This window comes from Micromonospora sp. NPDC005254 (assembly GCF_042872525.1).
GTDB lineage: Bacteria > Actinomycetota > Actinomycetes > Mycobacteriales > Micromonosporaceae > Micromonospora.
The window spans coordinates 1-25,473 of record NZ_JBIAKM010000005.1 but is presented as its reverse complement, the minus strand read 5'-3'; the positions used below and the strand labels follow the sequence as shown (position 1 = coordinate 25,473).

Annotated in this window: 25 protein-coding genes and 1 pseudogene; 21 read left to right on the top strand and 5 right to left on the bottom strand. The window is 72.8% G+C overall.

Features of this window, described 5'->3' with window-relative positions:
- Nucleotides 1–15 precede the first annotated feature (15 nt).
- The 12 genes from pheT to argH all read left to right on the top strand — a co-directional run bounded on the left by pheT (nt 16) and on the right by argH (nt 14,446).
- Nucleotides 16–2,562: a phenylalanine--tRNA ligase subunit beta gene (pheT, locus tag ACFYPR_RS16470; protein WP_387260684.1), complete on the top strand. Its 2,547-nt coding sequence runs from the start codon at nt 16–18 to the stop codon at nt 2,560–2,562.
- A gap of 275 nt (nt 2,563–2,837) precedes the next feature.
- Nucleotides 2,838–4,049: a nucleotide sugar dehydrogenase gene (locus ACFYPR_RS16465; RefSeq protein WP_354857834.1), complete on the top strand. Its 1,212-nt coding sequence runs from the start codon at nt 2,838–2,840 to the stop codon at nt 4,047–4,049.
- Nucleotides 4,046–4,840, top strand: a complete 795-nt coding sequence (locus tag ACFYPR_RS16460) for a glycosyltransferase family 2 protein (protein ID WP_387182285.1) — start codon at nt 4,046–4,048, stop codon at nt 4,838–4,840. The genes ACFYPR_RS16465 and ACFYPR_RS16460 overlap by 4 nt, the downstream gene beginning before the upstream one ends.
- 8 nt (nt 4,841–4,848) lie before the next feature.
- Nucleotides 4,849–5,874: an NAD-dependent epimerase/dehydratase family protein gene (locus ACFYPR_RS16455; protein WP_355067111.1), complete on the top strand. Its 1,026-nt coding sequence runs from the start codon at nt 4,849–4,851 to the stop codon at nt 5,872–5,874.
- Between the two features lie 167 nt (nt 5,875–6,041).
- Nucleotides 6,042–7,043, top strand: coding sequence for an N-acetyl-gamma-glutamyl-phosphate reductase (gene argC, locus ACFYPR_RS16450; protein ID WP_354857842.1), 1,002 nt, complete (start codon nt 6,042–6,044; stop codon nt 7,041–7,043).
- Entirely contained in the window at nt 7,040–8,212 is a 1,173-nt protein-coding gene (gene argJ / locus ACFYPR_RS16445; RefSeq protein WP_387260682.1) for a bifunctional glutamate N-acetyltransferase/amino-acid acetyltransferase ArgJ, read from the top strand. The genes argC and argJ overlap by 4 nt, the downstream gene beginning before the upstream one ends.
- Nucleotides 8,209–9,114: an acetylglutamate kinase gene (gene argB, locus ACFYPR_RS16440; RefSeq protein ID WP_355067113.1), complete on the top strand. Its 906-nt coding sequence runs from the start codon at nt 8,209–8,211 to the stop codon at nt 9,112–9,114. Before argJ ends, argB begins: the two co-directional genes overlap by 4 nt.
- Complete coding sequence (locus ACFYPR_RS16435; RefSeq protein ID WP_355067114.1) at nt 9,111–10,325, top strand: acetylornithine transaminase; 1,215 nt, start codon at nt 9,111–9,113, stop codon at nt 10,323–10,325. The genes argB and ACFYPR_RS16435 overlap by 4 nt, the downstream gene beginning before the upstream one ends.
- Nucleotides 10,322–11,257, top strand: a complete 936-nt coding sequence (gene argF, locus ACFYPR_RS16430) for an ornithine carbamoyltransferase (RefSeq protein ID WP_355067115.1) — start codon at nt 10,322–10,324, stop codon at nt 11,255–11,257. Before ACFYPR_RS16435 ends, argF begins: the two co-directional genes overlap by 4 nt.
- A complete protein-coding gene (locus tag ACFYPR_RS16425) occupies nt 11,254–11,766 on the top strand; it encodes an arginine repressor (RefSeq protein WP_355067116.1) in 513 nt (170 codons plus the stop codon). The genes argF and ACFYPR_RS16425 overlap by 4 nt, the downstream gene beginning before the upstream one ends.
- Nucleotides 11,763–12,965, top strand: a complete 1,203-nt coding sequence (locus tag ACFYPR_RS16420; protein WP_354857857.1) for an argininosuccinate synthase — start codon at nt 11,763–11,765, stop codon at nt 12,963–12,965. Before ACFYPR_RS16425 ends, ACFYPR_RS16420 begins: the two co-directional genes overlap by 4 nt.
- A 17-nt stretch (nt 12,966–12,982) precedes the next feature.
- Nucleotides 12,983–14,446, top strand: a complete 1,464-nt coding sequence (argH, locus tag ACFYPR_RS16415; protein WP_354857880.1) for an argininosuccinate lyase — start codon at nt 12,983–12,985, stop codon at nt 14,444–14,446.
- 43 nt (nt 14,447–14,489) lie between these two features.
- Here argH and ACFYPR_RS16410 read toward each other — a convergent pair whose 3' ends face one another.
- Nucleotides 14,490–14,843, bottom strand: coding sequence for an MmcQ/YjbR family DNA-binding protein (locus ACFYPR_RS16410; protein ID WP_387260678.1), 354 nt, complete (start codon nt 14,841–14,843; stop codon nt 14,490–14,492).
- A gap of 115 nt (nt 14,844–14,958) precedes the next feature.
- On the bottom strand, nt 14,959–15,384 hold the full coding sequence (locus ACFYPR_RS16405; protein WP_354857861.1) for a DNA-binding protein: 426 nt from the start codon (nt 15,382–15,384) through the stop codon (nt 14,959–14,961).
- Nucleotides 15,385–15,477: 93 nt separating this feature from the next.
- Between ACFYPR_RS16405 and ACFYPR_RS16400 the strand changes: the two genes are divergently transcribed.
- The 5 genes from ACFYPR_RS16400 to ACFYPR_RS16380 all read left to right on the top strand — a co-directional run bounded on the left by ACFYPR_RS16400 (nt 15,478) and on the right by ACFYPR_RS16380 (nt 19,530).
- On the top strand, nt 15,478–16,119 hold the full coding sequence (locus ACFYPR_RS16400; RefSeq protein WP_354857863.1) for a DNA-3-methyladenine glycosylase: 642 nt from the start codon (nt 15,478–15,480) through the stop codon (nt 16,117–16,119).
- Nucleotides 16,120–16,208: 89 nt separating this feature from the next.
- Nucleotides 16,209–17,294, top strand: a complete 1,086-nt coding sequence (locus ACFYPR_RS16395) for a WD40/YVTN/BNR-like repeat-containing protein (protein WP_387260675.1) — start codon at nt 16,209–16,211, stop codon at nt 17,292–17,294.
- A complete protein-coding gene (locus tag ACFYPR_RS16390; protein WP_007458463.1) occupies nt 17,295–17,570 on the top strand; it encodes a ubiquitin-like small modifier protein 1 in 276 nt (91 codons plus the stop codon). It abuts the gene before it with no gap.
- Between the two features lie 122 nt (nt 17,571–17,692).
- A complete protein-coding gene (locus ACFYPR_RS16385; protein ID WP_387260672.1) occupies nt 17,693–18,835 on the top strand; it encodes an LLM class flavin-dependent oxidoreductase in 1,143 nt (380 codons plus the stop codon).
- Nucleotides 18,832–19,530: an FMN reductase gene (locus ACFYPR_RS16380; protein WP_387260669.1), complete on the top strand. Its 699-nt coding sequence runs from the start codon at nt 18,832–18,834 to the stop codon at nt 19,528–19,530. Before ACFYPR_RS16385 ends, ACFYPR_RS16380 begins: the two co-directional genes overlap by 4 nt.
- Here the strand turns inward: ACFYPR_RS16380 and ACFYPR_RS16375 are convergent.
- Entirely contained in the window at nt 19,460–20,341 is an 882-nt protein-coding gene (locus tag ACFYPR_RS16375) for a universal stress protein (protein WP_387260667.1), read from the bottom strand. The two genes, ACFYPR_RS16380 and ACFYPR_RS16375, sit on opposite strands and share 71 nt — an antisense overlap.
- Nucleotides 20,342–20,474: 133 nt before the next feature.
- Here ACFYPR_RS16375 and ACFYPR_RS16370 point away from each other — a divergent pair, with 133 nt between their 5' ends.
- From ACFYPR_RS16370 to ACFYPR_RS16360, 3 genes are all read left to right on the top strand, one after another.
- Nucleotides 20,475–20,975 carry a GNAT family N-acetyltransferase gene (locus tag ACFYPR_RS16370; protein WP_387260665.1) on the top strand — a complete coding sequence of 167 codons (501 nt, stop codon included), beginning with the start codon at nt 20,475–20,477 and terminating at the stop codon, nt 20,973–20,975.
- Nucleotides 20,976–20,984: 9 nt separating this feature from the next.
- Nucleotides 20,985–21,626, top strand: coding sequence for a hypothetical protein (locus tag ACFYPR_RS16365; RefSeq protein ID WP_354857874.1), 642 nt, complete (start codon nt 20,985–20,987; stop codon nt 21,624–21,626).
- Nucleotides 21,627–21,751: 125 nt separating this feature from the next.
- Nucleotides 21,752–23,095, top strand: coding sequence for a hemolysin family protein (locus tag ACFYPR_RS16360; RefSeq protein ID WP_354857877.1), 1,344 nt, complete (start codon nt 21,752–21,754; stop codon nt 23,093–23,095).
- A 60-nt stretch (nt 23,096–23,155) separates the two neighbouring features.
- Here the strand turns inward: ACFYPR_RS16360 and ACFYPR_RS16355 are convergent, their stop codons facing one another.
- The gene (locus ACFYPR_RS16355; RefSeq protein WP_354857884.1) at nt 23,156–23,539 is read right to left on the bottom strand and encodes a PaaI family thioesterase; all 384 of its coding nucleotides are present in this window, start codon (nt 23,537–23,539) and stop codon (nt 23,156–23,158) included.
- 106 nt (nt 23,540–23,645) lie between these two features.
- Here ACFYPR_RS16355 and tyrS point away from each other — a divergent pair, with 106 nt between their 5' ends.
- The gene (tyrS, locus tag ACFYPR_RS16350) at nt 23,646–24,938 is read left to right on the top strand and encodes a tyrosine--tRNA ligase (protein WP_354857887.1); all 1,293 of its coding nucleotides are present in this window, start codon (nt 23,646–23,648) and stop codon (nt 24,936–24,938) included.
- A 143-nt stretch (nt 24,939–25,081) separates the two neighbouring features.
- Here tyrS and ACFYPR_RS16345 read toward each other — a convergent pair.
- Nucleotides 25,082–25,473, bottom strand: a pseudogene (locus ACFYPR_RS16345) (hypothetical protein); the annotation flags it as partial.

Here is a 25,473-nt window from a genome sequence, read left to right as displayed (position 1 = left end):
CGGTGGTCTGAAGTCATGCGAGTTTCTGTCAGCTGGCTGCGGGAGTACGTCGACCTCCCCGCCGACCTGCCCACCGGTGACCTGGAGCAGGCCCTGGTCAACCTCGGCATCGAGGTCGAGTCCGTGGTGGACCTGCGCGAGAGCGTCACCGGCCAGCTCGTCGTCGGCGAGGTGCGCGAGATCGAGGAGCTGACCGGCTTCAAGAAGCCGATCCGCTTCTGCCGGGTCGACGTGGGCGCCGCCAATGGCACCGGCGAGCCGCAGGAGATCGTCTGCGGGGCGCGCAACTTCGCCCCCGGTGACCGGGTGGTGGTGATCCTGCCCGGCGGTGTGCTGCCCGGCGGGTTCGCCATCGGCGCCCGCAAGACGTACGGGCACAACTCGGCCGGCATGATCTGCTCGGCGAAGGAGCTGGGCCTGGGCGACGACCACTCCGGCATCATCGTGCTGCCGCCGGACGTGTCCGCCAAGCCCGGCGACGACGCGCGGCCCGTCGTCGGCCTCGACGACGTCGTTCTCGAGCTGGAGATCACCCCGGACCGGGGGTACGCGCTGAGCCTGCGGGGCCTGGCCCGGGAGCTGTCGCACGCGTTCGACGTGCCGCTGCGCGACCCGGGGATGGCGCCCGCGCCGGGCGGCACGCCGACGCCGGCGTACCCGGTGGAGGTCCGCGACACGGTCGGCTGCGACCGGTTCACCGCCCGCCTGGTCCGCGGCATCGACCCGACCGCGCCCACCCCGTCGTGGATGGCCCAGCGACTGGTCACCGCCGGCATCCGCAGCATCTCGCTGCCGGTGGACATCACCAACTACGTGATGCTGGAGCTGGGCCAGCCGATGCACGCCTTCGACGCCGACCGGATCGTCGGGCCGCTTGTGGTCCGCCGCGCCGAGCCGGGGGAGAAGCTGACCACCCTGGACGGCGTCAACCGGGTGCTTACCGCCGACGACATGGTGATCTGCGACGACACCGGGCCGATCTCCCTCGCGGCGGTGATGGGTGGCGAGACCAGCGAGGTCGTCCCCGGCACCACCACAGTGCTCTTCGAGGCGGCGCACTGGGACCCGGCGATGGTCGGGCGCACGGCCCGCCGGCACAAGCTGTTCAGCGAGGCCGCGAAGCGCTGGGAGCGGGGCGTCGACCCGGCTGTTGCGCTGGTCGCGTTGGAGCGGGCCGTTGAGCTGCTCACCGAGCACGGCGGCGGCACCCCGAGCGCGGAGATCCTGGACATCGACCACGTCCGGCCGCGTACCCCGATCACCCTGCCGGCGGACCTGCCGACCCGGCGGGTCGGCGTCGAGTACCCGCCGGCGCGGGTCGTCGCCCTGCTGGAGCAGGTCGGCTGCACGGTCGCGCAGGGCGCGGACCGGTTGTCCGAGGACCCCGGCGCGGTCGGCACGGCCAGCGGCGCGGGCGTGGCGCTGAGCGTCACCCCGCCGAGCTGGCGGCCCGACCTGACCGACCCGGCCGACCTGGTCGAGGAGGTCGTCCGCCTCGACGGGTACGACAAGGTCCCGTCGGTGCTGCCGACCGCGCCGCCCGGTCGCGGGCTGACCCCGCGCCAGCGTCGCCGCCGGGCCGTGGCCGTGTCGCTGGCCGAGCGGGGGTACGTGGAGGTGCTCGCGCACCCGTTCGTGTCGCCGGAGCTGGCCGACCAGCTCGGCCTGCCGGCCGACGACCCCCGCCGGCCCGCGGTGCGGCTGGCCAACCCGTTGTCGGAGGAGGAGCCGCTGCTGCGCACCATGCTGCTCGGCCCGCTGCTCGGCATTCTCAAGCGCAACCTCGGCCGGGGTCACCGTGACCTCGCCCTCTACGAGATCGGCGCGGTCTTCCACCCGCGTCCCGGCGCCGGCAGCCCGCCGGCGATGGGCGTGGACCGGCGACCGACTGACGAGGAGTTCGCCGCCGCCGACGCCGTGGTGCCGGCGCAGCCGGTGCACGTCGCGGCGGTGCTCGCCGGCGACCTCGACCCGGCCGGCTGGTGGGGCGCGGGTCGACCGGCCGGCTGGGCGGACGCCGTCGAGACGGCCCGTGACGTGCTCGACGCCGCCGGGATCCCCGACGAGCGGGTGGAGGTGCGGGCGGCCGAGTACGCGCCGTGGCACCCGGGCCGCTGCGCCGAGGTGCGCGTCGACGGCACGGTCGTCGGGCACGCCGGCGAGCTGCACCCGGTGGTGGTCGCGGCGCTGGAGCTGCCCCGCCGCACCTGCGCGATGGAACTGGACCTCGACGCGCTGCCGCCGACCCCGGTGACGCCCGCGCCGACGGTGTCCGGCTTCCCGCCGGCGCTGATCGACGTGGCCCTGGTGGTGGACGACTCGGTGCCGGCGGAGCAGGTGCGTCGTGCGCTGGAGGCGGGCGCCGGGGAGCTGCTGGAGGACGTGCGGCTGTTCGACGTGTACTCCGGCGCGCAGCTCGGCGAGGGGCGACGGTCGCTGGCGTACAAGCTGACGTTCCGGGCGCCGGACCGGACGTTGACCGTCGAGGAGGCCGTGGCGGCACGGGACGCGGCGGTCGCCGTCGCGGCTGAGCGCCTCGGCGCGACCCTGCGCGGCGCCTGAGGGGTTCCGGTGCGGGGATAGCTCGCGGTGGCCGCCGTACTCGCGGTGGTCACCGCCGGCCTGCGCTGGGCCCGCAGGCACCTGCTGCCGCGGTTCCTGAGGGGGCTCATCCAATCGCGCTGCGTCACCGGATCCGTTCACCATGTGGGCTATCGGCCGAAAGGGCACCGGCCTCGGCATGTTCGGCTACCCGCGAGTCACCTCCGAGCGGTTAGCCTGCTTGAATTCCGGCGACCACCGGAAGACACCCCCACCACCCCCATGGGAGTTGATCCATGTCCGAGGATCGGGCCGCGCAGGTCACGACGGCCGACGTCTGCATCGTCGGTGGCTGCGGTCGGGTGGGTCTGCCTCTGGGCATCGCCTTCGCCGCCCGTGGCCTCTCCGTGGTCCTGTACGACATCAACGCCGACGCGGTGGCCACGGTGAACGCGGCCCGGCTCCCGTTCGCCGAGCCCGGCGCCGCGGACCCGTTGGCCGAGGCGGTCGCCGCCGGGCGGCTGCGGGCGACCACCGACCCGGCCAGCGTGGGCGGTTCCGAGCACCTGGTGGTGGTGGTCGGCACGCCGGTCGACGAGCACCTCAACCCGGACCTCGGCGCGGTGCCCCGGGCCCTGGAGCGGTGCGCCGAGCACCTGCGCGACGGGCAACTCGTGGTGCTGCGCAGCACCGTCTACCCGGGAGTGACCGCGCTGACCGAGAAGCTGCTGGCCGGCAAGGGCATCCGCGCCGACGTGGCGTTCTGTCCGGAGCGGATCGCCGAGGGGCGGGCGATGACCGAGCTGTTCACGCTGCCGCAGATCGTGGCGGCCCGGACGCCGACGGCGCTGGCCCGCGCGGAGAAGCTCTTCCGGCACCTCACCGAGGAGATCGTGCCACTGGAGCCGGAGGAGGCGGAGCTGGCCAAGCTTTTCACCAACACCTGGCGCTACATCAAGTTCGCCACCGCCAACCAGTTCTGGATGATGGCCAACGACTTCGGCCTCGACTTCGCCCGGATCCGGCACGCGGTGGCGTACGACTATCCGCGCGCGGCGGACCTGCCGATGCCCGGCTTCGCCGCCGGGCCGTGCCTGTTCAAGGACACCATGCAGCTCGCGGCGTTCAACCGGAACAACTTCGTGCTCGGCCACTCCGCCATGCTGATCAACGAAGGGCTGCCGCTGTACCTGGTGTCCCGTCTGGAGGACCGGTTCGACCTGTCCGAGATGACGGTCGGCATCCTCGGTATGGCGTTCAAGGGCGGCAGCGACGACCCGCGGGAGAGCCTGGCGTACAAGCTGCGCAAGATCCTGGCGCTGAAGACCCGGGAGACGCTCTGCACCGACCCGTACGTGGCCGACGAGCGCTTCGTCGACCTGGACGAGGTGCTGCGCCGGGCCGACCTGCTGGTCATCGCCGCGCCGCACGAGCAGTACGCCCGACTGGAGACCGACACCCCACTGATCGACATGTGGGGGCTGACCGGACAGGGGGTGCGGGTGTGACGCCACGCGTGTCGGTCGTCGTCCCGGTCTACAACGAGGGCGAGGCGATCGTCCGCTGCCTGGAGCGGATGCTGCGGGAGATGCTGCTTCCGGCCGAGGTGCTCATCGTGCACGACATGCCCGAGGACACCACCGTGCCGTACGCCGAGCAGATCGCCCGGCAGGACCCGCGCGTCCGGGCGGTGCTCAACACCTACGGCCGAGGGCCCGCGAACGCGATCCGGTTCGGTGTCGACGCGGCCCAGGCCCCCGTCGTGGTGGTGACCATGGCCGACGGCTGCGACGACCCGCGTCAGATCGACGAGCTGGCCCGGCTGGTGGACCGGGGCGTGGTGGTGGCCGCGGCCTCCCGCTACATGCCGGGCGGGCAGCAGGTGGGCGGGCCACGGCTGAAGCGGATGATGTCCCGGTGGGCCGGGCGCAGCCTCTACACCTTCGCCCGGGTCGGCACCCGGGACGCCACCAACAGCTTCAAGGCGTACGCCACGGCCTTCGTCCGGGAGGTGGGCATCGAGTCCCGGACCGGGTTCGAGATCGGCCTGGAGCTGACGGCTAAGGCCACCCGGCTGCGGCTGCCGGTGGCCGAGATCCCGACCATCTGGCTGGACCGGCCGCTGGGCGAGTCCCACTTCGACCTGGGTCGGTTCCTTCCCGGTTACCTGCGCTGGTACTTCTTCGCCTACGGTCGGCGGCTGAGCCGGGAGAAGCTCGCCGCGGGCACCGTCGCGGCGGCCGTGCCGGCCCCGCGCGACCCGCAGGACAACAGCACCGAGTACGAGAAAACCGCTTAGGAGCGCACGTGGCGAAGGTCCTGGTAACTGGTTCGGCCGGATTCATCGGCGGCTACCTCGTCGAGGAGCTGTTGGACCGGGGCCACGAAGTGGTCGCGGTCGACAACTTCTCCAAGTACGGGCCGGTAACCCACAGCTATGACGACCATCCCCGCTATCGCTTCGTCGAGGGTGACGCCCGCGACGTCGATCTGCTCACCGAGCTGCTGAACGGCTGCGACCACCTGGTGGCCGGGGCGGCGATGATCGGCGGGATCTCCTACTTCCACGCGTACGCCTACGATCTGCTCGCCACCAACGAGCGGATCATGGCGGCGACGTGCGACGCGGCGATCCGTGCGCACCGGGACGGGCAGCTGTCCAAGGTCACCTATCTCTCCTCCTCGATGGTCTACGAGTCGACCGAGCAGTGGCCGAGCCGGGAGGGCGACGAGCGGCGAGTCCCACCGCCACTGTCGTCGTACGGGTTCCAGAAGCTGGCCGTGGAGTACTACGCCCGCGCCGCCTGGGAGCAGTACCAGGTGCCGTACACCATCGTCCGGCCGTTCAACTGCGTGGGCGTGGGCGAGGGGCGGGCGCTCGGCCAGGCAGAGGTGCTCTCGGGCAACGTGAAGCTGGCCATGTCGCACGTCGTGCCGGACCTGGTGCAGAAGATCGTCAAGGGGCAGGACCCGCTGCACATCCTCGGTGCGGGCAACCAGGTGCGCCACTACACGTACGGCGGCGACCTGGCCCGGGGGATCGCCACCGCGATCGAGCACCCGGCCGCCCGCAACGAGGACTTCAACCTGTCGACAGCGGAGTCCACCAGCGTGCTCGAGTTGGCAGAGCTGATCTGGCACAAGATCAAGGGCCCGGACGTGCCGTTCCGGTACGTCTCCGATGAGCCGTTCCGCTACGACGTGCAGAAGCGCGTGCCGGACGTCACCAAGGCCCGTGAGGTGCTCGGGTTCACCGCGACCACGTCGCTGGACGTGATGCTCGACGAGGTCGTCCCCTGGGTGAGCCGGGCCGTCGCGGAGGGTCGTCTCTGACCGTCGCGTCCCGTGTTCGTCCCCCGCCGTCCGGCCCGTGTCGCCCCGCGACCGGGCCGGAGGTGTGTCGGTGCCACGTGCATCATTGCCATGCAGTGGACTGCATGAACTTGCAGCCCTTCGATCAGGGCTGCTAGCCTTCGTTGCATAGTCATGCGGAGGTGAGTATGGGGATCCGAGTCGCGGTCGCCGGAGCGAGCGGGTACGCCGGAGGCGAGCTGCTGCGCCTGGTCGCCGGGCACCCGGAGTTCGACCTGGTCGCCGCCACCGCGCACCGCCAGGCCGGGCACCGCGTCGACGTGGTGCACCCGCAGCTCACCGGGCTCGACCTGGTGCTCGGCGAGACCGACCCGTCGACCCTGGCCGACGCCGACCTGGTCTTCCTGGCGCTGCCGCACGGCGAGTCGGCGGCCCTCGCGGCCCACCTGCCGCCCGAGGTGCGCATCGTCGACCTGGGCGCCGACCACCGGCTCGCCGACCCGTACGCCTGGGCGCAGTACTACGGCGGCACGCACGCCGGCCAGTGGACCTACGGGCTGCCCGAGCTGCCCGGCCAGCGGGAGCTGATCGCCGGCTCGACCCGGGTGGCGAACACCGGCTGCTATGCCGCCGCGATCACCCTGGCGCTCGCGCCGCTGCTCGCCGACGGGGCGGCCAGCCCCGCCGACGTCGTGGTGGTCGCCGCCTCGGGCACCTCCGGCGCGGGCCGGGCGGCGAAGCCGCACCTGCTGGCCAGCGAGGTGCAGGGGGACCTGTCGCCGTACCGGGTCGGCACCCACCAGCACGTGCCCGAGATCAAGCAGGCGACCGGGGCGACCGGTCTGTCGTTCACGCCGGTCCTCGCGCCGATGCCGCGCGGCATCCTGGCCACGGTCACCGCCGTACCGGCGCGCGGCGTCGACCCGCAGCAGGTGCTGGCGCAGGCGTACGCGGACGCGCCGTTCGTGCACGTGCTGGCGGAGGGGCGCTGGCCGCACACCGCCGCCACCCTGGGTTCCAACTCGTGCCACCTGCAGGCGACCGTCGACGTCGACTCGGGTCGGCTGATCGTGCTCAGCGCACTGGACAACCTCGGCAAGGGCGCCGCCGGCCAGGCCGTGCAGAACGCCAACCTGATGTTCGGCCTGCCGGAGACGACGGGCCTGTCGATCTGGGGAGTCGCACCATGAGCGTCACCGCCCCTCGGGGTTTCCGGGCGGCCGGGGTGGCCGCCGGTCTGAAGGCCAGCGGTGGCGCCGACGTCGCCCTGGTGGTCAACGACGGCCCGGACGCCGGTGTCGCCGGTGTCTTCACCACCAACCGGGTCAAGGCGGCGCCGGTGCGCTGGAGCCAGCAGGTCGTGCAGGGCGGTGTCGTCCGGGCGGTCGTGCTCAACTCCGGTGGCGCCAACGCCTGCACCGGTCCGGCCGGCTTCCAGGACACCCACGCCACTGCCGAGCACACCGCCTCCGCGTTGAGCGCGGTCAGCCCGCGGCTCCTCCTCGGCGCCGGCGAGGTGGCGGTCTGCTCCACCGGCCTGATCGGTGAGCGACTGCCGATGTCGAAGCTGCTGCCCGGGGTCCGTACGGCCATCCGGGGTCTGTCGCGCGACGGCGGTCCGGCCGCCGCCGAGGCGATCATGACCACCGACACCCGGCCGAAGACCACTGTCGCGCGCGGCAGCGGTTGGACGGTCGGCGGGATGGCCAAGGGCGCCGGGATGCTCGCGCCGGGCATGGCCACCATGCTGTGCGTGCTCACCACCGACGCGGTGGCCGGGCCGGCTCTGCTGGATGAGGCGCTGCGCGCGGCCACCCGGGTGACCTTCGACCGGGTCGACTCCGACGGCTGCATGTCCACCAACGACACCGTGCTGCTGCTGTCGAGCGGCGCGAGCGGCATCGAGCCGACCCTGGACGAGCTGGCCGCCGCGGTCACCACGGCCTGTCACGACCTGGCACAGCAGCTCATCGCCGACGCCGAGGGCGCGACCAAGCAGGTCGCCATCGACGTGGTCGGCGCCGCCGACGAGGACGACGCCGTCGAGGTGGGCCGCTCGGTGGCCCGCAACAACCTGGTCAAGACGGCGTTGTTCGGCAACGACCCGAACTGGGGCCGGATCCTCGCGGCGGTCGGCACGACGGCCGCCGCCTTCGAGCCCGACGAGGTGGACGTCGCCGTCAACGGGGTGTGGGTGTGCCGGGGCGGCGCGGCCGCCGAGGACCGCTCGAAGGTCGACCTCACCGGCCGGGACGTGACGATCCGGATCGCTCTGCACGCCGGCGACGCGGTGGCGACGATCTGGACCAACGACCTGTCCCACGCGTACGTGCACGAGAACTCGGCGTACTCGACATGAGTCTCAGCGGCGATCTCACCCGCGCCCAGGTCAAGGCGGAGACGCTGATCGAGGCCCTGCCCTGGCTGGCGCGTTTCTCCGGCTCCACAGTGGTGGTCAAGTACGGCGGCAACGCCATGACCGAGCCGGCGCTGCAACGGGCGTTCGCTGCCGACATGGTGTTCCTGCGGTACGCCGGTCTGAAGCCCGTCGTGGTGCACGGCGGCGGCCCGCAGATCTCGGCCATGCTGGGCCGGCTCGGCATCGCCAGCGAGTTCCGGGGCGGCCTGCGGGTGACGACCGCCGAGGCGATGGACGTGGTCCGGATGGTGCTGGTCGGGCAGGTGGGCCGGGAGCTGGTCGGGCTGATCAACTCGCACGGTCCGTTCGCCGTCGGGCTCTCCGGCGAGGACGCCCGGCTGTTCACCGCGGTGCGCCGCCCCGCGTACGTGGACGGGCTGCCGGTCGACGTCGGCCAGGTCGGCGACGTCGAGTCGGTGGATGTGTCGGCGGTGACCGACCTCATCGACGCCGGTCGGATCCCGGTGATCTCCACTGTCGCGCCGGACGCCGACGGGGTCCTGCACAACCTCAACGCGGACACCGCCGCCGCCGCCCTCGCTGTCGCGTTGCGGGCCCGCAAGTTGGTCGTGCTCACCGACGTGGCCGGCCTGTACGCGGACTGGCCGGACACCACCAGCCTGATCTCCGAGATCACCGCGGACGACCTGGCCAAGCTGCTGCCCGGTCTCGAGTCGGGGATGGTGCCGAAGATGGAGGCCTGCCTGCGGGCGGTGCGCGGGGGAGTGCCCGCCGCGCACGTCGTGGACGGGCGGGTGGCGCACTCCACGCTGCTGGAGGTCTTCACCTCGGAGGGGTTCGGAACGATGGTGGTCCTTCAGGACGGGATGGTCGGGGCATGAGCAGCCTGCTGCAACGCTGGACGCAGTCCATGATGGACAACTACGGCACGCCGCCGCTGGCGCTGGTCTCCGGCGCGGGGGCAGTGGTGGTCGACGACGCGGGTCGGGAATACCTGGACCTGGTCGGCGGGATCGCTGTCAACGCCCTCGGTCACGCCCACCCGGCGGTGGTGGCGGCGGTGTCCAAGCAGGTCGCGACGCTCGGGCACGTCTCCAACCTCTACGTCGCCGAGCCGCCGGTCGCCCTCGCGGAGCTGCTGCTGGCGCTCGCCGGCCGGCCCGGCCGGGTCTTCTTCGCCAACTCCGGAGCGGAGGCGAACGAGGCCGCGTTCAAGCTGTCCCGGCGCACCGGGCGCAGTCACGTGGTCGCCACCAACGGCGCCTTTCACGGTCGCACCATGGGCGCCCTCGCGCTGACCGGCCAGCCCGCCAAGGCCGACCCGTTCCGGCCGCTGCCCGGCGAGGTGACCCACGTCGACTTCGGCGACGTCGCCGCCCTCGAGGCGGCGGTCACCGACGCCACCGCCATGGTCATCCTGGAGCCCATCCAGGGCGAGAACGGCGTGGTCGTTCCGCCGGCCGGTTACCTGGCGGCGGCGCGGCGGATCACCGACCGGCACGGCGCGCTGCTGGTGCTCGACGAGGTGCAGACCGGCATCGGCCGCACCGGGCACTGGTTCGCCCACCAGGCCGAGGGTGTGGAGCCCGATGTGGTGACCCTGGCCAAGGGGTTGGGTGGCGGGCTGCCGCTCGGCGCGACGCTGGCCTTCGGCCGTGCCGCCGACCTGCTCACCCCCGGCTCGCACGGCACCACCTTCGGCGGCAACCCGGTGAGCTGCGCCGCCGCCCTCGCCGTGGTGGCCACGATCGCCAACGAGGGGCTGCTCGACCACGTCAAGCGCGTCGGCGAACGGCTGCGCCGGGGCGTCGAGGCGCTGGGCCACCCGCTGATCGACGGCGTACGCGGGGCCGGGCTGCTGCTCGGCGTGACCCTCACCGCGCCGGTGGCGCCGGTGCTCGCCGAGACGCTGCGAGACGCCGGCTTCCTGGTCAACGCGGTGCAGCCGGGCGTACTCCGGCTCGCCCCGCCGCTGATCCTCACCGCCGCCCAGGTCGACGCCTTCCTCGCCGCGCTCCCGGCGGCTCTGGACGCGACGGCCGTTGGAACCGACCGGACGCCGACCACCACCACGACGAGGACGACCGCATGATCCGGCACTTTCTGCGCGACGACGACCTCTCGCCCGCCGAGCAGTCCAGCGTGCTCGACCTGGCGGCGCGGATGAAGGCCGACCGCTTCGGCCACCAGCCGCTGGCCGGCCCCCGCTCGGTGGCGGTGCTCTTCGACAAGCAGAGCCTGCGCACCCGGATCTCGTTCGACGCCGGCATCGCCGAGCTGGGCGGGCACCCCCTGGTCGTGGACACCCAGGTCACCCACTTCGGTCGGGGCGAGACGCTCGCGGACGCCGGCCGGGTGCTGTCGCGCTACGTCGCGGCCATCGTCCTGCGCACCCACGGCGACGACCGGATCGCCGAGGTGGCGAGCGGCGCGAGCGTCCCGGTGATCAACGCGCTCACCGACGGTTTCCACCCCTGCCAGCTGCTGGCCGACCTGCTCACCATCCGGGAGCGCTGCGGCGGCACGGCCGGCCGCACCCTCACCTACGTGGGCGACGGCGCCAACAACATGGCGCAGTCGTACCTGCTGGCCGGGGCGACGGCCGGGATGCACGTGCGGATCGCCGGCCCGGCCGGGTTCGCGCCGGCCGCGGCGGTGGTGCGGCAGGCCGCCGAGATCGCCGCCGGCACGGGCGGGTCGGTACGGGTGCTGACCGACCCGGCCCAGGCGGTCCGCGACGCCGACGTGCTCGCCACCGACACCTGGACGTCGATGGGGCAGGAGGCCGACGGACTGGACCGGGTCACCCCGTTCCTGCCGTACCAGGTCAACAAGGAGCTGCTCGGCCAGGCCGCACCGGACGCGATCGTGCTGCACTGCCTGCCCGCCCACCGCGGCGAGGAGATCACCGACGAGGTGCTCGACGGCCCGCAGAGCGCGGTCTTCGACCAGGCGGAGAACCGGCTGCACGCCCAGAAGGCGCTGCTGACGTTCCTGCTCGCGGCGTCCGGGACGACGCGATGAGCGCCCCGCTGACCCGCGCCGCCCGGCACGCCCGGATCGTGGAGCTGATCCGGGACCGGCCCGTGCGGTCGCAGACCGAACTGGCCGACCTGCTCGCCGCCGACGGCGTCGGGGTCACCCAGGCCACCCTCTCGCGGGACCTGGAGGAGTTGGGCGCGGTCAAGGTGCGCGGCGGCGACGGTCCGGCCGTCTACCTGATCCCCGAGGACGGCCAGCGCCCGCTGCGCGACGCCGAGGCGGCGCCGGCCCGGCTGGTGCGGTTGCTGCGGGAACTGCTCAACGGGGTGGACGCCAGCGGCAACATCGCCGTGCTGCGCACCCCGCCGGGCGCGGCCCAGTACCTGGCCAGCGCGTTGGACCGGGCGGGCCTGCCCGAGATCGTCGGCACCATCGCCGGCGACGACACCATCCTCGTCGTGGCCCGCGAGGCCGTCGGCGGGGCCGCGCTCGGTGACAAGCTCGCCGGCTGGGCCCGCCGGGACGACACCGTTGAAGGGACCACGTCATGACCGAGCGGGTCGTCCTCGCGTACTCCGGGGGGTTGGACACCTCCGTGGCGATTCCCTACCTGGCCGAGCAGACCGGCGCCGAGGTGATCGCGGTGGCGGTCGACGTCGGGCAGGGCGGGGAGGACCTCGACGCCATCCGGCAGCGCGCCCTGGACTGCGGCGCCGCCGAGTCCGAGGTCGTCGACGCGCGCGACGAGTTCGCCGCCGACTACTGCGTGCCGGCCATCCGGGCGAACGCCCTCTACATGGACCGCTACCCGCTGGTGTCGGCGCTGTCCCGGCCGCTGATCGTCAAGCACCTGGTGGCGGCGGCGCGCAAGCACGGCGGGACGATCGTCTCGCACGGCTGCACCGGCAAGGGCAACGACCAGGTCCGATTCGAGGTGGGCCTGGGCGCGCTCGCCCCCGAGCTGAAGATCATCGCCCCGGCCCGCGACTTCGCCTGGACCCGGGACAAGGCGATCGCGTTCGCCGAGGAGAAGGGGCTGCCGATCGACGTGTCGGCGAAGTCCCCGTACTCGATCGACCAGAACCTGTGGGGCCGCGCCGTGGAGACGGGCTTCCTGGAGGACATCTGGAACGCCCCGATCGAGGACCTCTACTCGTACACCGACGACCCGGCGGAGCCCCGCGACGCCGACGAGATCGTGATCACCTTCGACGGCGGCGTGCCGGTGGCGATCGACGGCGAGACCGTCACCCCGTACCAGGCGATCCTGGAGCTGAACCGGCGCGCGGGCGCCCAGGGCGTGGGCCGGCTCGACATGGTCGAGGACCGCCTCGTGGGCATCAAGAGCCGTGAGGTGTACGAGGCTCCCGGCGCGATCGCGCTGATCACCGCCCACCAGGAGCTGGAGGCGGTGACCGTCGAGCGGGACCTGGCCCGGTTCAAGAAGAGCGTGGACCAGCGCTGGGGTGAGCTGGTCTACGACGGCCTGTGGTTCTCGCCGTTGAAGGACTCGCTTGACGCGTTCATCGACGACGCGCAGCGGCACGTGAGCGGCGAGGTGCGGATGACCCTGCACGGCGGCCGGGCCACCGTCACCGGCCGGCGCTCCGAGGAGAGCCTCTACGACTTCGGACTGGCCACCTACGACACCGGCGACACCTTCGACCAGTCCCTCGCGAAGGGCTTCGTGCAGCTGTGGGGCCTTCCGAGTCGGATGGCCGCGGCCCGCGACGCCCGGCTGGGTGGCTGACGACCATGGGGACCACAATGGGCGGCGTGGACGACAAGAGCCTCACCGAGAACAGCGCCGGCACCAACCGGACGAGCCTGTGGGGTGGCCGGTTCGCCGGCGGCCCCGCGGAGGCGCTCGCCCGACTGTCGGTGAGCGTGCAGTTCGACTGGCGCCTGGCCCCGTACGACATCGCTGGTTCCCGGGCGCACGCCCGGGTCCTCGCCGGCGCCGGCCTGCTCGACCCGGAGGAGCTGGGCCGGATCCTGGCGGCCCTGGACGACCTGGAGGCGGCCTGTGCCTCGGGGGCGTTCCGGCCCACAGTCGACGACGAGGACGTGCACACCGCGCTGGAGCGGGGCCTGTTGGAGCGCCTGGGCAGCCTCGGCGGCAAGCTGCGCGCCGGCCGGTCGCGCAACGACCAGGTCGCCACCGACCTGCGGCTCTACCTGCGTGACCACGCGCGGGGGGTGGCCAGCCGCCTCGTCGAGCTGGCCGAGGCCCTCACCGAGCAGGCCGAACGGCACATCGGCACCGCCGCGCCCGGCATGACCCACCTCCAGCACGCCCAGCCGGTCACCTTCGGGCACTGGCTGCTCGCCCACGTGCAGCCGCTGCTGCGCGACCTGGAGCGGCTGCGCGACTGGGACCACCGGGCGGCGATCAGCCCGCTCGGCGCGGGCGCGCTCGCCGGGTCCGGGCTTCCGCTGGACCCGGTGGCCGTGGCCAAGGAGCTGGGCTTCCGGACGTCGTTCGCCAACTCGATGGACGCGGTCGCCGACCGGGACTTCGTGGCCGAGTTCCTCTTCACCACCGCGCTGATCGGGGTGCACCTGTCCCGCCTCGGCGAGGAGGTGGTGCTCTGGACCTCACACGAGTTCGGCTGGGTCGAGCTGGACGACGCATTCGCGACCGGTTCGTCGATCATGCCGCAGAAGAAGAACGCGGACATCGCCGAGCTGGCCCGGGGCAAGTCCGGGCGGCTGGTCGGCGGCCTGATGACGGTGCTGACCATGCTCAAGGGCCTGCCGATGACGTACGACCGGGACATGCAGGAGGACAAGGAGCCCGCGTTCGACGCGGTCGACACCCTGGAGCTGCTGCTGCCGGCCCTGGCGGGAATGATCTCCACGATGACGGTCCGGGTGGACCGCCTCGTCGCCGCCGCCCCGGTCGGCTTCTCGCTGGCCACCGAGGTCGCCGACTGGCTGGTCCGGCGCAACGTGCCGTTCCGCGACGCGCACGAGATCACCGGTCGGCTGGTGGCGCTCTGTGCGGCCCGGGAGTGTGAGCTGGAGGACGTCTCCGACGCCGACCTGGCCGCGGTCAGCGAACACCTCGACCCGTCGGTGCGCGACGTGCTCTCGGTGCGGTCGGCCCTCGCGGCCCGGACCACCCCCGGCTCGACCGGCCCCGGCCCGGTCGCCGACCAGCTCGCCGCCGCCGCGGACCGGCTGGCCGGCTGGCGGGACTGGGCCACCGAGCGGGTCGTACCCCGCTGACCTCGCCGTGGCGTCGGCGCGAGCCGCCGGCGCCACTGTCGGTTCAGGCCGTCGGGCGCTCCCGCTTGGGGAGCTTGGCCACCACCATGTCGTACGACGCGTCGACCGCCTCGGTCAGCTCGTCGCCGTCGATCCCGCCGTCGAGGCGCAGGGTGTTCCAGCCGGACCGGCCGATGTAGGCCATCGGGCGAGCGTCCTCGGGGTGGCGGCGCAGCCACTCGTCGGCGATCTCCCGGGTCTGGCCGCACTTGATGCCGACCGTGGGCCTTCCGTCGCCGTTGCCGAGGAACGCGAAGATCCGGCTGCCCACCTTCACCACCTCGTCGCCCTCCCACGGCCGGTCCAGCCACGCTCCCGGCTTCGCCAGGCAGTACGTCAGCATCTCCGCGCGTTCCATGGGTGCCTCCTCGTCGTGCGCACAGTCTGCCCGCCCCGGCCGCCGCCGCGGGGGTGCCCGGCCGATCCGCCCGCCCGGTCGTCGGGGGTCAGCCGGTCGCGTCGTGTCCGGTGGCTCAGGCAATCTGCTCGGCCGAGCGGGCGGCGACCCGCTCGTAGCGCTGCCGGGCCGCCTGCGCGCTGCCCAGCCCCAGCCCGTACGCGATGGACTGCCAGGTCAGCCCCCGGTCGCGGGCCAGCGTCAGCAGCCCTGCCTCCAGGGCGTCCAGCTCGGCGCGCACGTGCGGCAGCAGGGTCAGCGCGGCGGTGAGATCGGCGGCGTCCACCGGTTCCTCGGTGGGCTCCCGCTCGGCGCCGCCGGCGGCGAGGGCGGTGACCAGAGCCACCGCCTCCCACGGGTCCAGCACGTACGGGTGGGCCCAGCGTCCCCGTCGGGCATCGGAGCCGGCGTGGCGTTCGCTGATCCGTTGCAGCGCCTCGTGGGTGCGGTGGGCGCGGGCCCGGGCCGGGTCGGGCGCGGTGAACAGCTCCTCGGTGGTCATGCTCCGAGCACACCCCATCAACGTGACCTTGTCAACAGATTGTTGAAGCGCGGCGACGGGGTGATCAGATTGCCGCTGGGTACCGTTCGGGTCATGGAGCTCGCGCCGGACGACCGCAGCACCGACGCCGACCGGGGGGCGCTGGCCGGCCTGCTCGCCGGTCCACTGCTGCCGGCCGCGCGGGGCCTGCTGGGCTGCCGGCTGTCCGCCGGCGGGGTCACCGTCCGGATCACCGAGGTCGAGGCGTACGCCGGCACGGCCGGTGACCCGGCCTCGCACGCCCACCGGGGCCGCACCGCGCGCAACGTGGTGATGTTCGGCCCCGCCGGGCACGCCTACGTCTACTTCACCTACGGGATGCACTGGTGCATGAACGTGGTCACCGGGGTCGAGGGGGAGGCCGCCGCCGTGCTGCTGCGCGCCGGTGCGGTGGTCGAGGGCCTGGACACCGCGCGGGCTCGCCGGCCGGCGGTACGGCGGGACGTGGACCTGGCCCGGGGGCCGGCCCGGCTCTGCGCCACGCTCGGCATCGACCGCGCGGCGTACGGCGCGTACCTGCTCGGCGACGGTCCGGTCCGGTTGCGTCCGCCGGTTCGGCCGGTGCCGGACGAGACGGTGGTGGCGGGGCCCCGGGTCGGCGTGACCGGCGCGCACGATCTGCCCTGGCGGTTCTGGCTCGACGGCGATCCGACGGTCAGCGCGTACCGGCGACACGTGCCCCGCGTCCGGCGCTGAGCGCGGCTTCCGGCGTGTGGCCGGCGGGATCTGTCGGGGGGTGTGGCCATAATCACCCCACCTGCCCACCGACGGCTCGGAGGACGTCCATGCCAACGCTGCTCGCGATCGGCACCGCGAAGGGGTTGTTCCTCGTCACCAGCACCGATGACCGGCGCACCTGGGAGGTCAGCGGCCCGCACCACCCGGGGACGAGCGTCTACGCGGTCGCGCTCGACACCCGCCGGGCCACCCCGCGGCTGCTCGCCGGGGTGACCAGCTCGCACTTCGGGCCCAGCGTCGCGACCAGCGACGACCTCGGCGCGTCCTGGGACGAGCCCGACCACGCGCCGGTCGCGTTCCCGGCCGACACCGGCGCGACCCTGGGGCGGGTCTGGCAGCTGATGCCGGGCGGCGCCGACGAGCCGGACGTGGTCTGGGCCGGCACCGAGCCGTCGGCGCTGTTTCGCTCCACCGACGGTGGCCGCAGCTTCGAGCTGGTCCGCGCCCTCTGGGACCACCCGCACCGCCCGCACTGGCAGGCCGGGTTCGGTGGCCAGGCCGTGCACACCGTGCTGCCCCACCCGCGCGACCCGGCCCGGGTGCTGGTCGCCATGTCCACCGGTGGCGTCTACCGCTCGCAGGACGCCGGGGCGAGCTGGGCTCCGGGCAACGTGGGCATCCGCGCCGCCGGCCTGGCCGACGAGTGGCCGGAGTTCGGCCAGTGCGTGCACAAGGTCGCGCGGGACGCCGGCAACCCCGAGCGGCTGTACGCGCAAAACCACTTCGGCGTCTACCGCTCCGACGACGACGGCCGCACCTGGTCGTCGATCGCCGACGGGCTGCCCAGCGACTTCGGCTTCCCGATGGTGTCGCACCCCGGGCGGCCCGGGATGGTGTGGACGTTCCCGCTGGTGGCCGACGTCGAGCGGTTCCCCACCGACCACCGCTGCCGGGTGTTCCGCTCCGCCGACGCCGGCGCCAAGTGGGAGCCGCTGTCGGTGGGCCTGCCCGAGGGCCCGTTCTATCCGGCGGTGCTGCGCGACGCGATGTGCGCGGACGACGCCACACCTGGCGGCGTCTACTTCGGCACCCGCTCCGGCGAGGTCTACGCCAGCCGGGACGAGGGCGACTCCTGGTCGCAGGTGGCCGCGCACCTGCCCGACGTGCTGTGCGTCCGGGCGGCGGTGGTCTGAGTGGTCACCGTGCTGTTGCCCGGCCCGCTGCGCGGCGAGGCCGGCGGCGCCAGCCGGCTCAGTGTCGACGCGGGCGGCACGCTGGGGGCGGTCCTCGACGAGCTCGCCGCCGATCATCCCCGGCTGGCTCGGCGGATCCGCGACGAGCGCGGCGAGCTGCGCCGCTACGTCAACGTCTACGTCGACGGGGAGGACTGCCGGCACTCCGGCGGGCTGGCCACACCGGTCGGCGAGGGCGCCCAGGTGCAGGTGCTCCCCTCGGTCGCCGGGGGCTGATTCCCGCGGGTGACCGGCGCCACTGCCAGGTAGGCCGCCGACGGAATAGTTGACTTGTCAAATAAGTTGTGGGCTGCGTCCGGGTACTACGACGGCACCCGGTTGACACGCGAGGAGCTGTCATGCAGTTCGGAGTCTTCACCGTCGGTGACGTCACGGTCGATCCGACCACCGGTCGGGAGCCGACCGAGCATGAGCGGATCAAGGCGATGGTTGCCATCGCGCTGAAGGCCGAAGAGGTCGGGCTCGACGTCTTCGCCGCCGGTGAGCACCACAACCCGCCGTTCGTCCCCTCGTCCCCGACCACCATGCTCGGTCACATCGCGGCTCGCACCGAACGGCTGCTGCTGTCCACCGCGACCACGCTGATCACCACCAACGACCCGGTGAAGATCGCCGAGGACTACGCGATGCTCCAGCACCTGTCCGACGGCCGGGTGGACCTGATGATGGGCCGCGGCAACACCGGCCCGGTGTACCCGTGGTTCGGCAAGGACATCCGCGCCGGCATCCCCCTCGCGATCGAGAACTACGACCTGCTGCACCGGCTGTGGCGCGAGGACGTGGTCGACTGGAAGGGCAAGTACCGCACCCCGCTGCAGTCCTTCACCTCGACGCCGCGCCCGCTCGACGGTGTGCCACCGTTCGTCTGGCACGGCTCGATCCGCAGCCCCGAGATCGCCGAGCAGGCCGCGTACTACGGCGACGGCTTCTTCGCCAACCACATCTTCTGGCCCAAGGAGCACACCCAGCGGATGGTCGAGCTCTACCGCCAGCGGTACGCGCACTACGGTCACGGCACCGCCGACCAGGCCATCGTCGGCCTCGGCGGCCAGGTGTTCATGCGGCGCAACTCGCAGGACGCGGTCCGGGAGTTCCGGCCGTACTTCGACAACGCCCCGGTCTACGGGCACGGGCCGTCACTGGAGGAGTTCACCCGGGAGACCCCGCTGACCGTGGGCAGCCCGCAGCAGGTCATCGACCGCACCCTCGGCTTCCGCGAGTACGTCGGCGACTACCAGCGGCAGCTGTTCCTCATGGACCACGCGGGCCTGCCGCTCAAGACGGTGCTGGAGCAGCTCGACCTGCTCGGCGAGGAGGTCGTGCCGGTGCTGCGCAAGGAGTTCGCCGCCCTGCGCCCGGCGCACGTGCCGGAGGCGCCCACCCACGCCTCGCTGGTCGCCGCGGCCGGTGGCGTGAAGGACAGCACCGTGCACGCCGTCGACGACGTGACGGGCAAGGCGCCGGAGGGGGCGACCCGATGACCCGCCGTACGCTCGCCGTCGTCTCGGCGGGGCTGAGCCAGCCCTCGTCCACCCGGCTGCTCGCCGACCAGCTCGCCGGGGCGACCCGCGACGAGCTGGTCCGGCGCGGCGCCGAGGTGGAGCTGCGGGTCGTCGACCTGCGCGAGTACGCCCACGACGTGGTCAACAACATGCTCACCGGGTTCCCGCCGGCCGGCCTGCGCGAGGCCATCGACGCGGTGACCGGGGCGGACGGCATCATCGCCGTGACGCCGATCTTCAACGCGTCGTACAACGGGCTGTTCAAGTCCTTCTTCGACGTGCTGGAGGCCGACTCGCTCGTCGACCGTCCGGTCCTCATCGGGGCCACCGGCGGCACCGCCCGGCACTCCCTCGTCCTGGAGCACGCCCTCCGCCCGATGTTCGGCTACCTGCGGGCGGTGGTGGTCCCCACCTCCGTCTTCGCCGCCCCGGAGGACTGGTCCGGTGGCACCGCCGACGGCGCCCTGCGCGGCCGCATCCGTCGCGCCGCCGGCGAGTTGGCCGACCAGGTCGAGCGCCGGCTGCCCGCCAGCGGCCCCGCCGACCCGTTCGCCCTCACCACCGACTTCCTGCAGATGCTCGGCGGGGGCGACGACGCGCCGGTCACCTCGGAGGGTCGTACGGGTGCGCGACCAGCACCGGGCAGCGCGCGTGCTGAATCGCAGCCTGGCTGACCGAGCCGAGCAGCAGACCGGCGAAGCCGTGCCGGCCTCGGGTGCCCACGACCAGCAGCGACGCCGTGCCGCTGGCCTCGATGAGCCCCGGGGCCGCGCCGGCCGCCCGGACCGGGTGCTCCCGCACCACCAGATCGGGATGCCCGGTCCGGACAGCCGCGGACGCCTCGGCCAACAGCCGCACCGCCTCGGCCTGGTACGCGGCCTGCGCCTCGTCGACCTCGTCCGGCACCGCCCGGTCCCCGTCCAGCGGGCCGACGTGCACGAGCACCAGCGGGACGTCTCGTAGCGCCGCCTCGGTGGCGCCGTAGCCCACGGCCAACCGGGACGACTCGGACCCGTCCACGCCGACCAGCACCGGCGCGTCCGCGTCGATCGGCTGCTCGTCCGGTCGGACCACCAGCACCGGGCAGTGCGCGTGCACGGCCACCTGCGCGCCGACCGAACCGAGCAGCAGACCCGCGAACCCGCCCAGACCGCGGCTGCCCACCACGACGAGATCCGCCCGTCGGGACTCCTCGACCATCGTCGCGCCGGGGCCGCCGGCGACCTGACGGGCCTCGACGGCCAGGCCGGGCCACCGGTCGGCCAGGTCGGCAGCCGTCCGCTCCAGCATCTTCCGCGCCTGGTCGGTGGGCGCCGGCACCCCGAGGTCGTACGGGTTGAGGGGCACGCCGTAGCCGAGCGGGTGCAGGTAACCGTGCACCAGGAGCAGCGGCCGGGACCGGAGCAGGGCGGCGCGGGCCCCGTGCTCGGCGGCGACGAGGCTGGACGGCGAGCCGTCCACACCCACGACGACAGGTCGGTCCATCGGCACTCCCAGGGTCGGTCGACCCATTGTCGGCGGCGCGGGGCCCGCGGTGACGCCGAACGCGCCGGACGGCGGTCGACCGTCGACGCGCCACCGGCTCCGAACTGTCACCGGCGCTGCGTACCCTCGCCGGATGACCTCCGATGTGCGGCTGCGGCCGGTCCACGAGGACGACCTCGTGGAGTTCTTCCTGCACCAGCAGGACCCCGAGGCGAACCGGATGGCCGCGTTCGGCCCCAAGGACCCGTCCGACCACCGCGAGTTCGCCCGGCACTGGGCGCGGGTGCTCACCAACCCGGCGAACCGGGTCCGCACCATCGAGGCCGACGGCGAGGTGGTCGGTTACATCAGCGCCTTCCCGGTCGACGACCAGACCGAGGTCAGCTACTGGATCGACCCGGCCCGCTGGGGCCGGGGCCACGCCACCGCGGCCCTCGCCGCCCTGCTGCGCGAGCTGCCCCGGCCGGTGCGCGCCCGCGCCGCCAAGGACAACGCCGCCTCCCTCGCGGTGCTGCGCAAGTGCGGGTTCGTCGTGGTCGGCGAGGATTCGGGGTACGCCAACGGGCGCGGGGCCGAGGTCGAGGAGTGGCTGCTGGAGCTGCCCGCCGACGCCCCTGACCTGGGCGGGCACTAGTCTCGCGGGGTGAACTGGTTGGATCTGGTCGGCTGGGCCGGCTCCGCGGTGCTGGTGTGGTCGCTGCTGCAGTCGCGCATCCTGCGGCTGCGCGCGCTCAACCTCGTCGGCTGCGTCGTGCTGATCGGCTACAACGCCGCCCTTGAGGTCTGGCCCATGGTCGGGCTCAACATCGTCCTCGCGGTGATCAACATCTGGTACCTGCGGGGGATGCTCGCGACCCGCCACGACGAGCAGACCTACCAGGTGGTGGAGGTCGGCGTCGGCGACCAGTTCCTGGCGCACACGCTGCGGATCCACGCGCCGGACATCGCCCGGTTCAACCCCGACTTCCACTGGGACCCGGCCGCCACCGACCGGTCGGCCTTCCTCGTGGTCACCGCTGACGAGGTGGTCGGGGTGGTGCTGTCGCACGCCGAGGCGCGCGGGGTCGCCCAGATCGACCTGGACTACGTGACCCCGAAGTTCCGCGACTTCACCCCCGGCGAGTTCGTCTACCGGCGCAGCCGCCTCTTCACCGAGCGGGGCTTCCACCGGGTGGTCAGCCCGCCCGGCATGGTCGCCCCCTACTACCACCGGCTCGGCTTCCGCCCCCAGGGCGACTCGTACGTGCTCGACCTGCCCGCGTCACCGGCGACCGATTCGGCGTAGCGTCGCCGGAGCAGGATTCGGCCGCGGCCGCACGGGGCACAGAAGCGCGTACGCCGGGCGGGCCAGCCGACCGGCGGGCGCCGTGCGTACGGCCGGTGCCACCACCGTGAGGGAGCGAACCGGGCGTGCAGAGCTACGGGAGCCAACTGGCCCTGGTCGGGATCCTGGTCGTCATCAACGCGCTCTTCGCCGGCAGTGAGATGGCGCTGGTGTCGCTGCGGGACAGCCAGATCCAGCGGTTGGAGCGCACCAGCCGGGCGGGACGGGTGCTGGCCCGGCTCGCCAAGGATCCGAACCGCTTCCTGGCCACCATCCAGATCGGCATCACCCTCGCCGGCTTCCTGGCCTCCGCCGCCGCGGCTGTCTCCCTGGCCAAGCCCCTCGTTCCGCTGCTCGGGGTGTTCGGGAGCGCCGCCGAGACGGTGGCGATCGTGGTGGTGACCCTCGCGCTGACCTTCGTCACCCTGGTCTTCGGCGAGCTGGCCCCCAAGCGGATCGCCATGCAGTCCGCCGAGCGGTGGGCGCTGCTGGTGGCCCGCCCGCTCGACCTGCTCGCCAGTCTCACCCGCCCGGCCGTCTGGGCCCTCGGCGCCACCAGCGACCTGGTCGTACGCCTGGTCGGGCTCAACCCGAAGCACCAGCCGGAGGAGATCGGCCCGGACGAGCTGCGCGACATCGTCGCCGGCAACCACGGCTTCACCAAGGAGCAGCGCACGATCATCGCGGGCGCCGTGGAGATCGCCGACCGGCGGTTGCGGGCGGTGCTCGTACCCCGGTTGCGGGTGTTCACGCTCGACAGCGGGACCACCGCGGAGGCCGCGCGGCTGGTGCTGGCCGCCACCGGGCACTCCCGGGCGCCGGTGGTGCGCCACGGCGGCCTGGACGACACCGCCGGTGTGATCCACCTGCGTGACCTGGTCGGCGTGCCCGACGACCGCCCGGTCGACGAGATCGCCCGCCCGCCGATGCTGCTGCCCGACTCGCTGCCGGTGGTGGACGCGCTGCGGCAGTTCAAGGCCGAGCGCCAGCACATCGCGCTGGTCGTGGACGAGCGCGGCGCCGTCGACGGCATCGTGACGCTGGAGGACATCCTGGAGGAGATCGTCGGGGAGATCTACGACGAGACCGACCGGGACGGCTACTCGGTGCGCCGCGAGCCGGACGGCGCGATGGTGCTGCCCGGCACCTTCCCGGTGCACGACCTCACGGACATCGGCGTCGAGCTGCCCTCGCGCCCGGCCGGCGACTACACCACAGTCGCCGGACTGGTGCTGGCCCGCCTCGGGCACATCCCCACCGTGGCCGGGGAGGACGTGAGCCTGGACGGCTGGGTGCTGACGGTGGCGGGCATCGACCACCGGGCCATCACCGAGGTACGTCTGAGCCAGGTCCCCGCCGAGGACGGCGACGACAACGATGACGACGCCGACCAGGCGATCGAGCCGGTGCTGGACGAGGCCCGCAACTGACCGTCCCCGGGTGAGCGGCCGCGCGACGCTGCCGCGGCCGGGCCCGTTCGAGCCCGACGGTCAGTCGCGGGAGAGGTTCTGCAGCCGGACCTGACCACGGGCGACCAGCCGCTCGTCGGCGTCGCTGATCTCCACCTGCCAGAGCTGCTGGCTGCGACCCCGGTGCACCGGAGTGCCGACCGCCCGCAGCTCGCCGTCGCGGACGGCCCGCAGGAAATCGGTCTGGTTCGACACCCCGACCACCGTGCCCCGGTCGGCCAGCCAGAGCGCCCCCCCGATGCTGGCCGCGGTCTCCACCACCGAGCAGTACACCCCGCCGTGCTGGATGCCGAACGGCTGGTGCAGCTCCGGGCGGACCTGCCAGCTGATGACCACCCGGTCGGCGGTGGCCTCCTCGAATTTCAGGCCGAGCAGGGCGACGAAACCACCCGTCAGATCCGGCATCTCCACGGCGAACCCCTCCTCGATCAACGGGGCGCAAGCCTAGCCGGAGCGGGTTGCGTCAAACCCGGTACGGGTCGGAGCCGGCGATGGGGGAGAATTGGTGACCGTGACCGACAGCAGCCTCCCGCCGCCCGGGCGGTACTCCCTGACCGACGACCTGCTCTGGCGTGGCCTGATCCAGGACTCGACCGGCCTCGACGAGCTGCGCGAGCTGCTCGACGGCGGGGAGGCCACCACCTATTACGTGGGCTTCGACCCCACCGCGCAGAGCCTGCACGTCGGCTCGCTCATGCAGGTCATCACGGCCCGCCGTCTGCAACTCGCGGGTCACCGCCCGTTGCTGCTGGTGGGCGGGGCGACCGGGCAGATCGGCGACCCGAAGGAGAGCGCCGAGCGGACGCTCAACCCGCCGGAGGTGATCGCCGGCTGGGTCGAGCGGATCCGCGAGCAGCTCGCGCCCTTCGTGTCGTACACGGGTGAGAACGCGGCCCAGCTGGTCAACAACCTCGACTGGACCGGCGAGATGTCGGTCGTCGAGTTCCTCCGCGACGTGGGCAAGCACTTCCCGGTCAACAAGATGCTCGCCCGGGAGGTGGTGCGCGCGCGGCTGGAGACGGGCATCAGCTTCACCGAGTTCAGCTACCAGCTGCTGCAGGCCAACGACTTCTTCGAGCTGCACCGCCGCTACGGCTGCCAACTTCAGTTCGGTGGGTCCGACCAGTGGGGCAACATCACCGCCGGCGTCGACTACATCCGGCGGCGCGGCGCGGGGCCGGTCCAGGCGTTCACCACGCCGCTGGTCACCAAGGCCGACGGCACGAAGTTCGGCAAGACCGAGGGCGGCGCCGTCTGGCTCGACCCGACCATGACCAGCCCGTACGCCTTCTACCAGTTCTGGCTCAACGTCGACGACCGAGAGGTCGACCGCTACCTGCGGTACTTCAGCTTCCGCTCCCGGGACGAGCTGGAGGAGCTGGCGAAGGCGACGGCCGAGCGGCCGGCAGCCCGGCTGGCCCAGCGGGCGCTGGCCGAGGAGTTGACCACCCTGGTGCACGGCGCCGAGGAGACCCGGCAGGCGGTCGCCGCCAGCCAGGCGCTGTTCGGGCGCGGTTCGCTTGACGATCTGGCCCCGGAGACGCTGCGCGCGGCGCTGACCGAGGCCGGTCTGGTGCGTATCCCTGGCGAGCTGCCGGACGTGGCGGGTCTCCTGCGGGACTCCGGGCTGGCGACGGGGCTCAAGGAGGCGCGGCGCGTGATCGCCGAGGGCGGCGCCTACGTGAACAACAACCGGGTGACCGAGGTGGACGCCACGGTGTCCAGGGACGACCTGCTGCACGGTCGGTACCTGGTGCTGCGCCGGGGAAAGCGGTCGTTCGCAGGCGTTGAGCTGGGCGAATAGTCGGTTGTCGACGATGTGACGGGGGACGCGTCCGGCAGATTTGACGATCATCGGGCCGGACGCGTAACTTTCTCTCTGCCAGCGCGGAACGGACGAAACAGGCGAAAGCCTGAAGCGGCCGGAGCGCGGCGACGACTTCGGGGTCAGGCGGGTTCGCCGGCCGGATCCCGCCGGGTGGTGCCCACGGAAAACGCCGCGAGGCGGATTTGGTGCGGCGGAACCGACCGGGTAAAGTAGTCAGCCGGCAGGGAAACGGGCGAGCAAGCGGGAAACCGCTGCGGCCGGCCTGCCACCACCGTGACGAGAGCGGCGCAAGCCGGTCGAGACATGGTGCCCGCAACACGGGTTAAAGCACGACGAACCGCGAAACACCGGTTTGACACGGCAGAAACCAGCGGGTAACGTAGTAAAAGTGCCTGGCGCTGGAAAGCGCCGAGCACCGGTACGAAAAGCCCCGGGATGGTGGCCCACTGGTTGGGTCTTCTGATCGGTGTGTGGTTGTTCTTTGAGAACTCAACAGGGTGCTTGTAAAGCC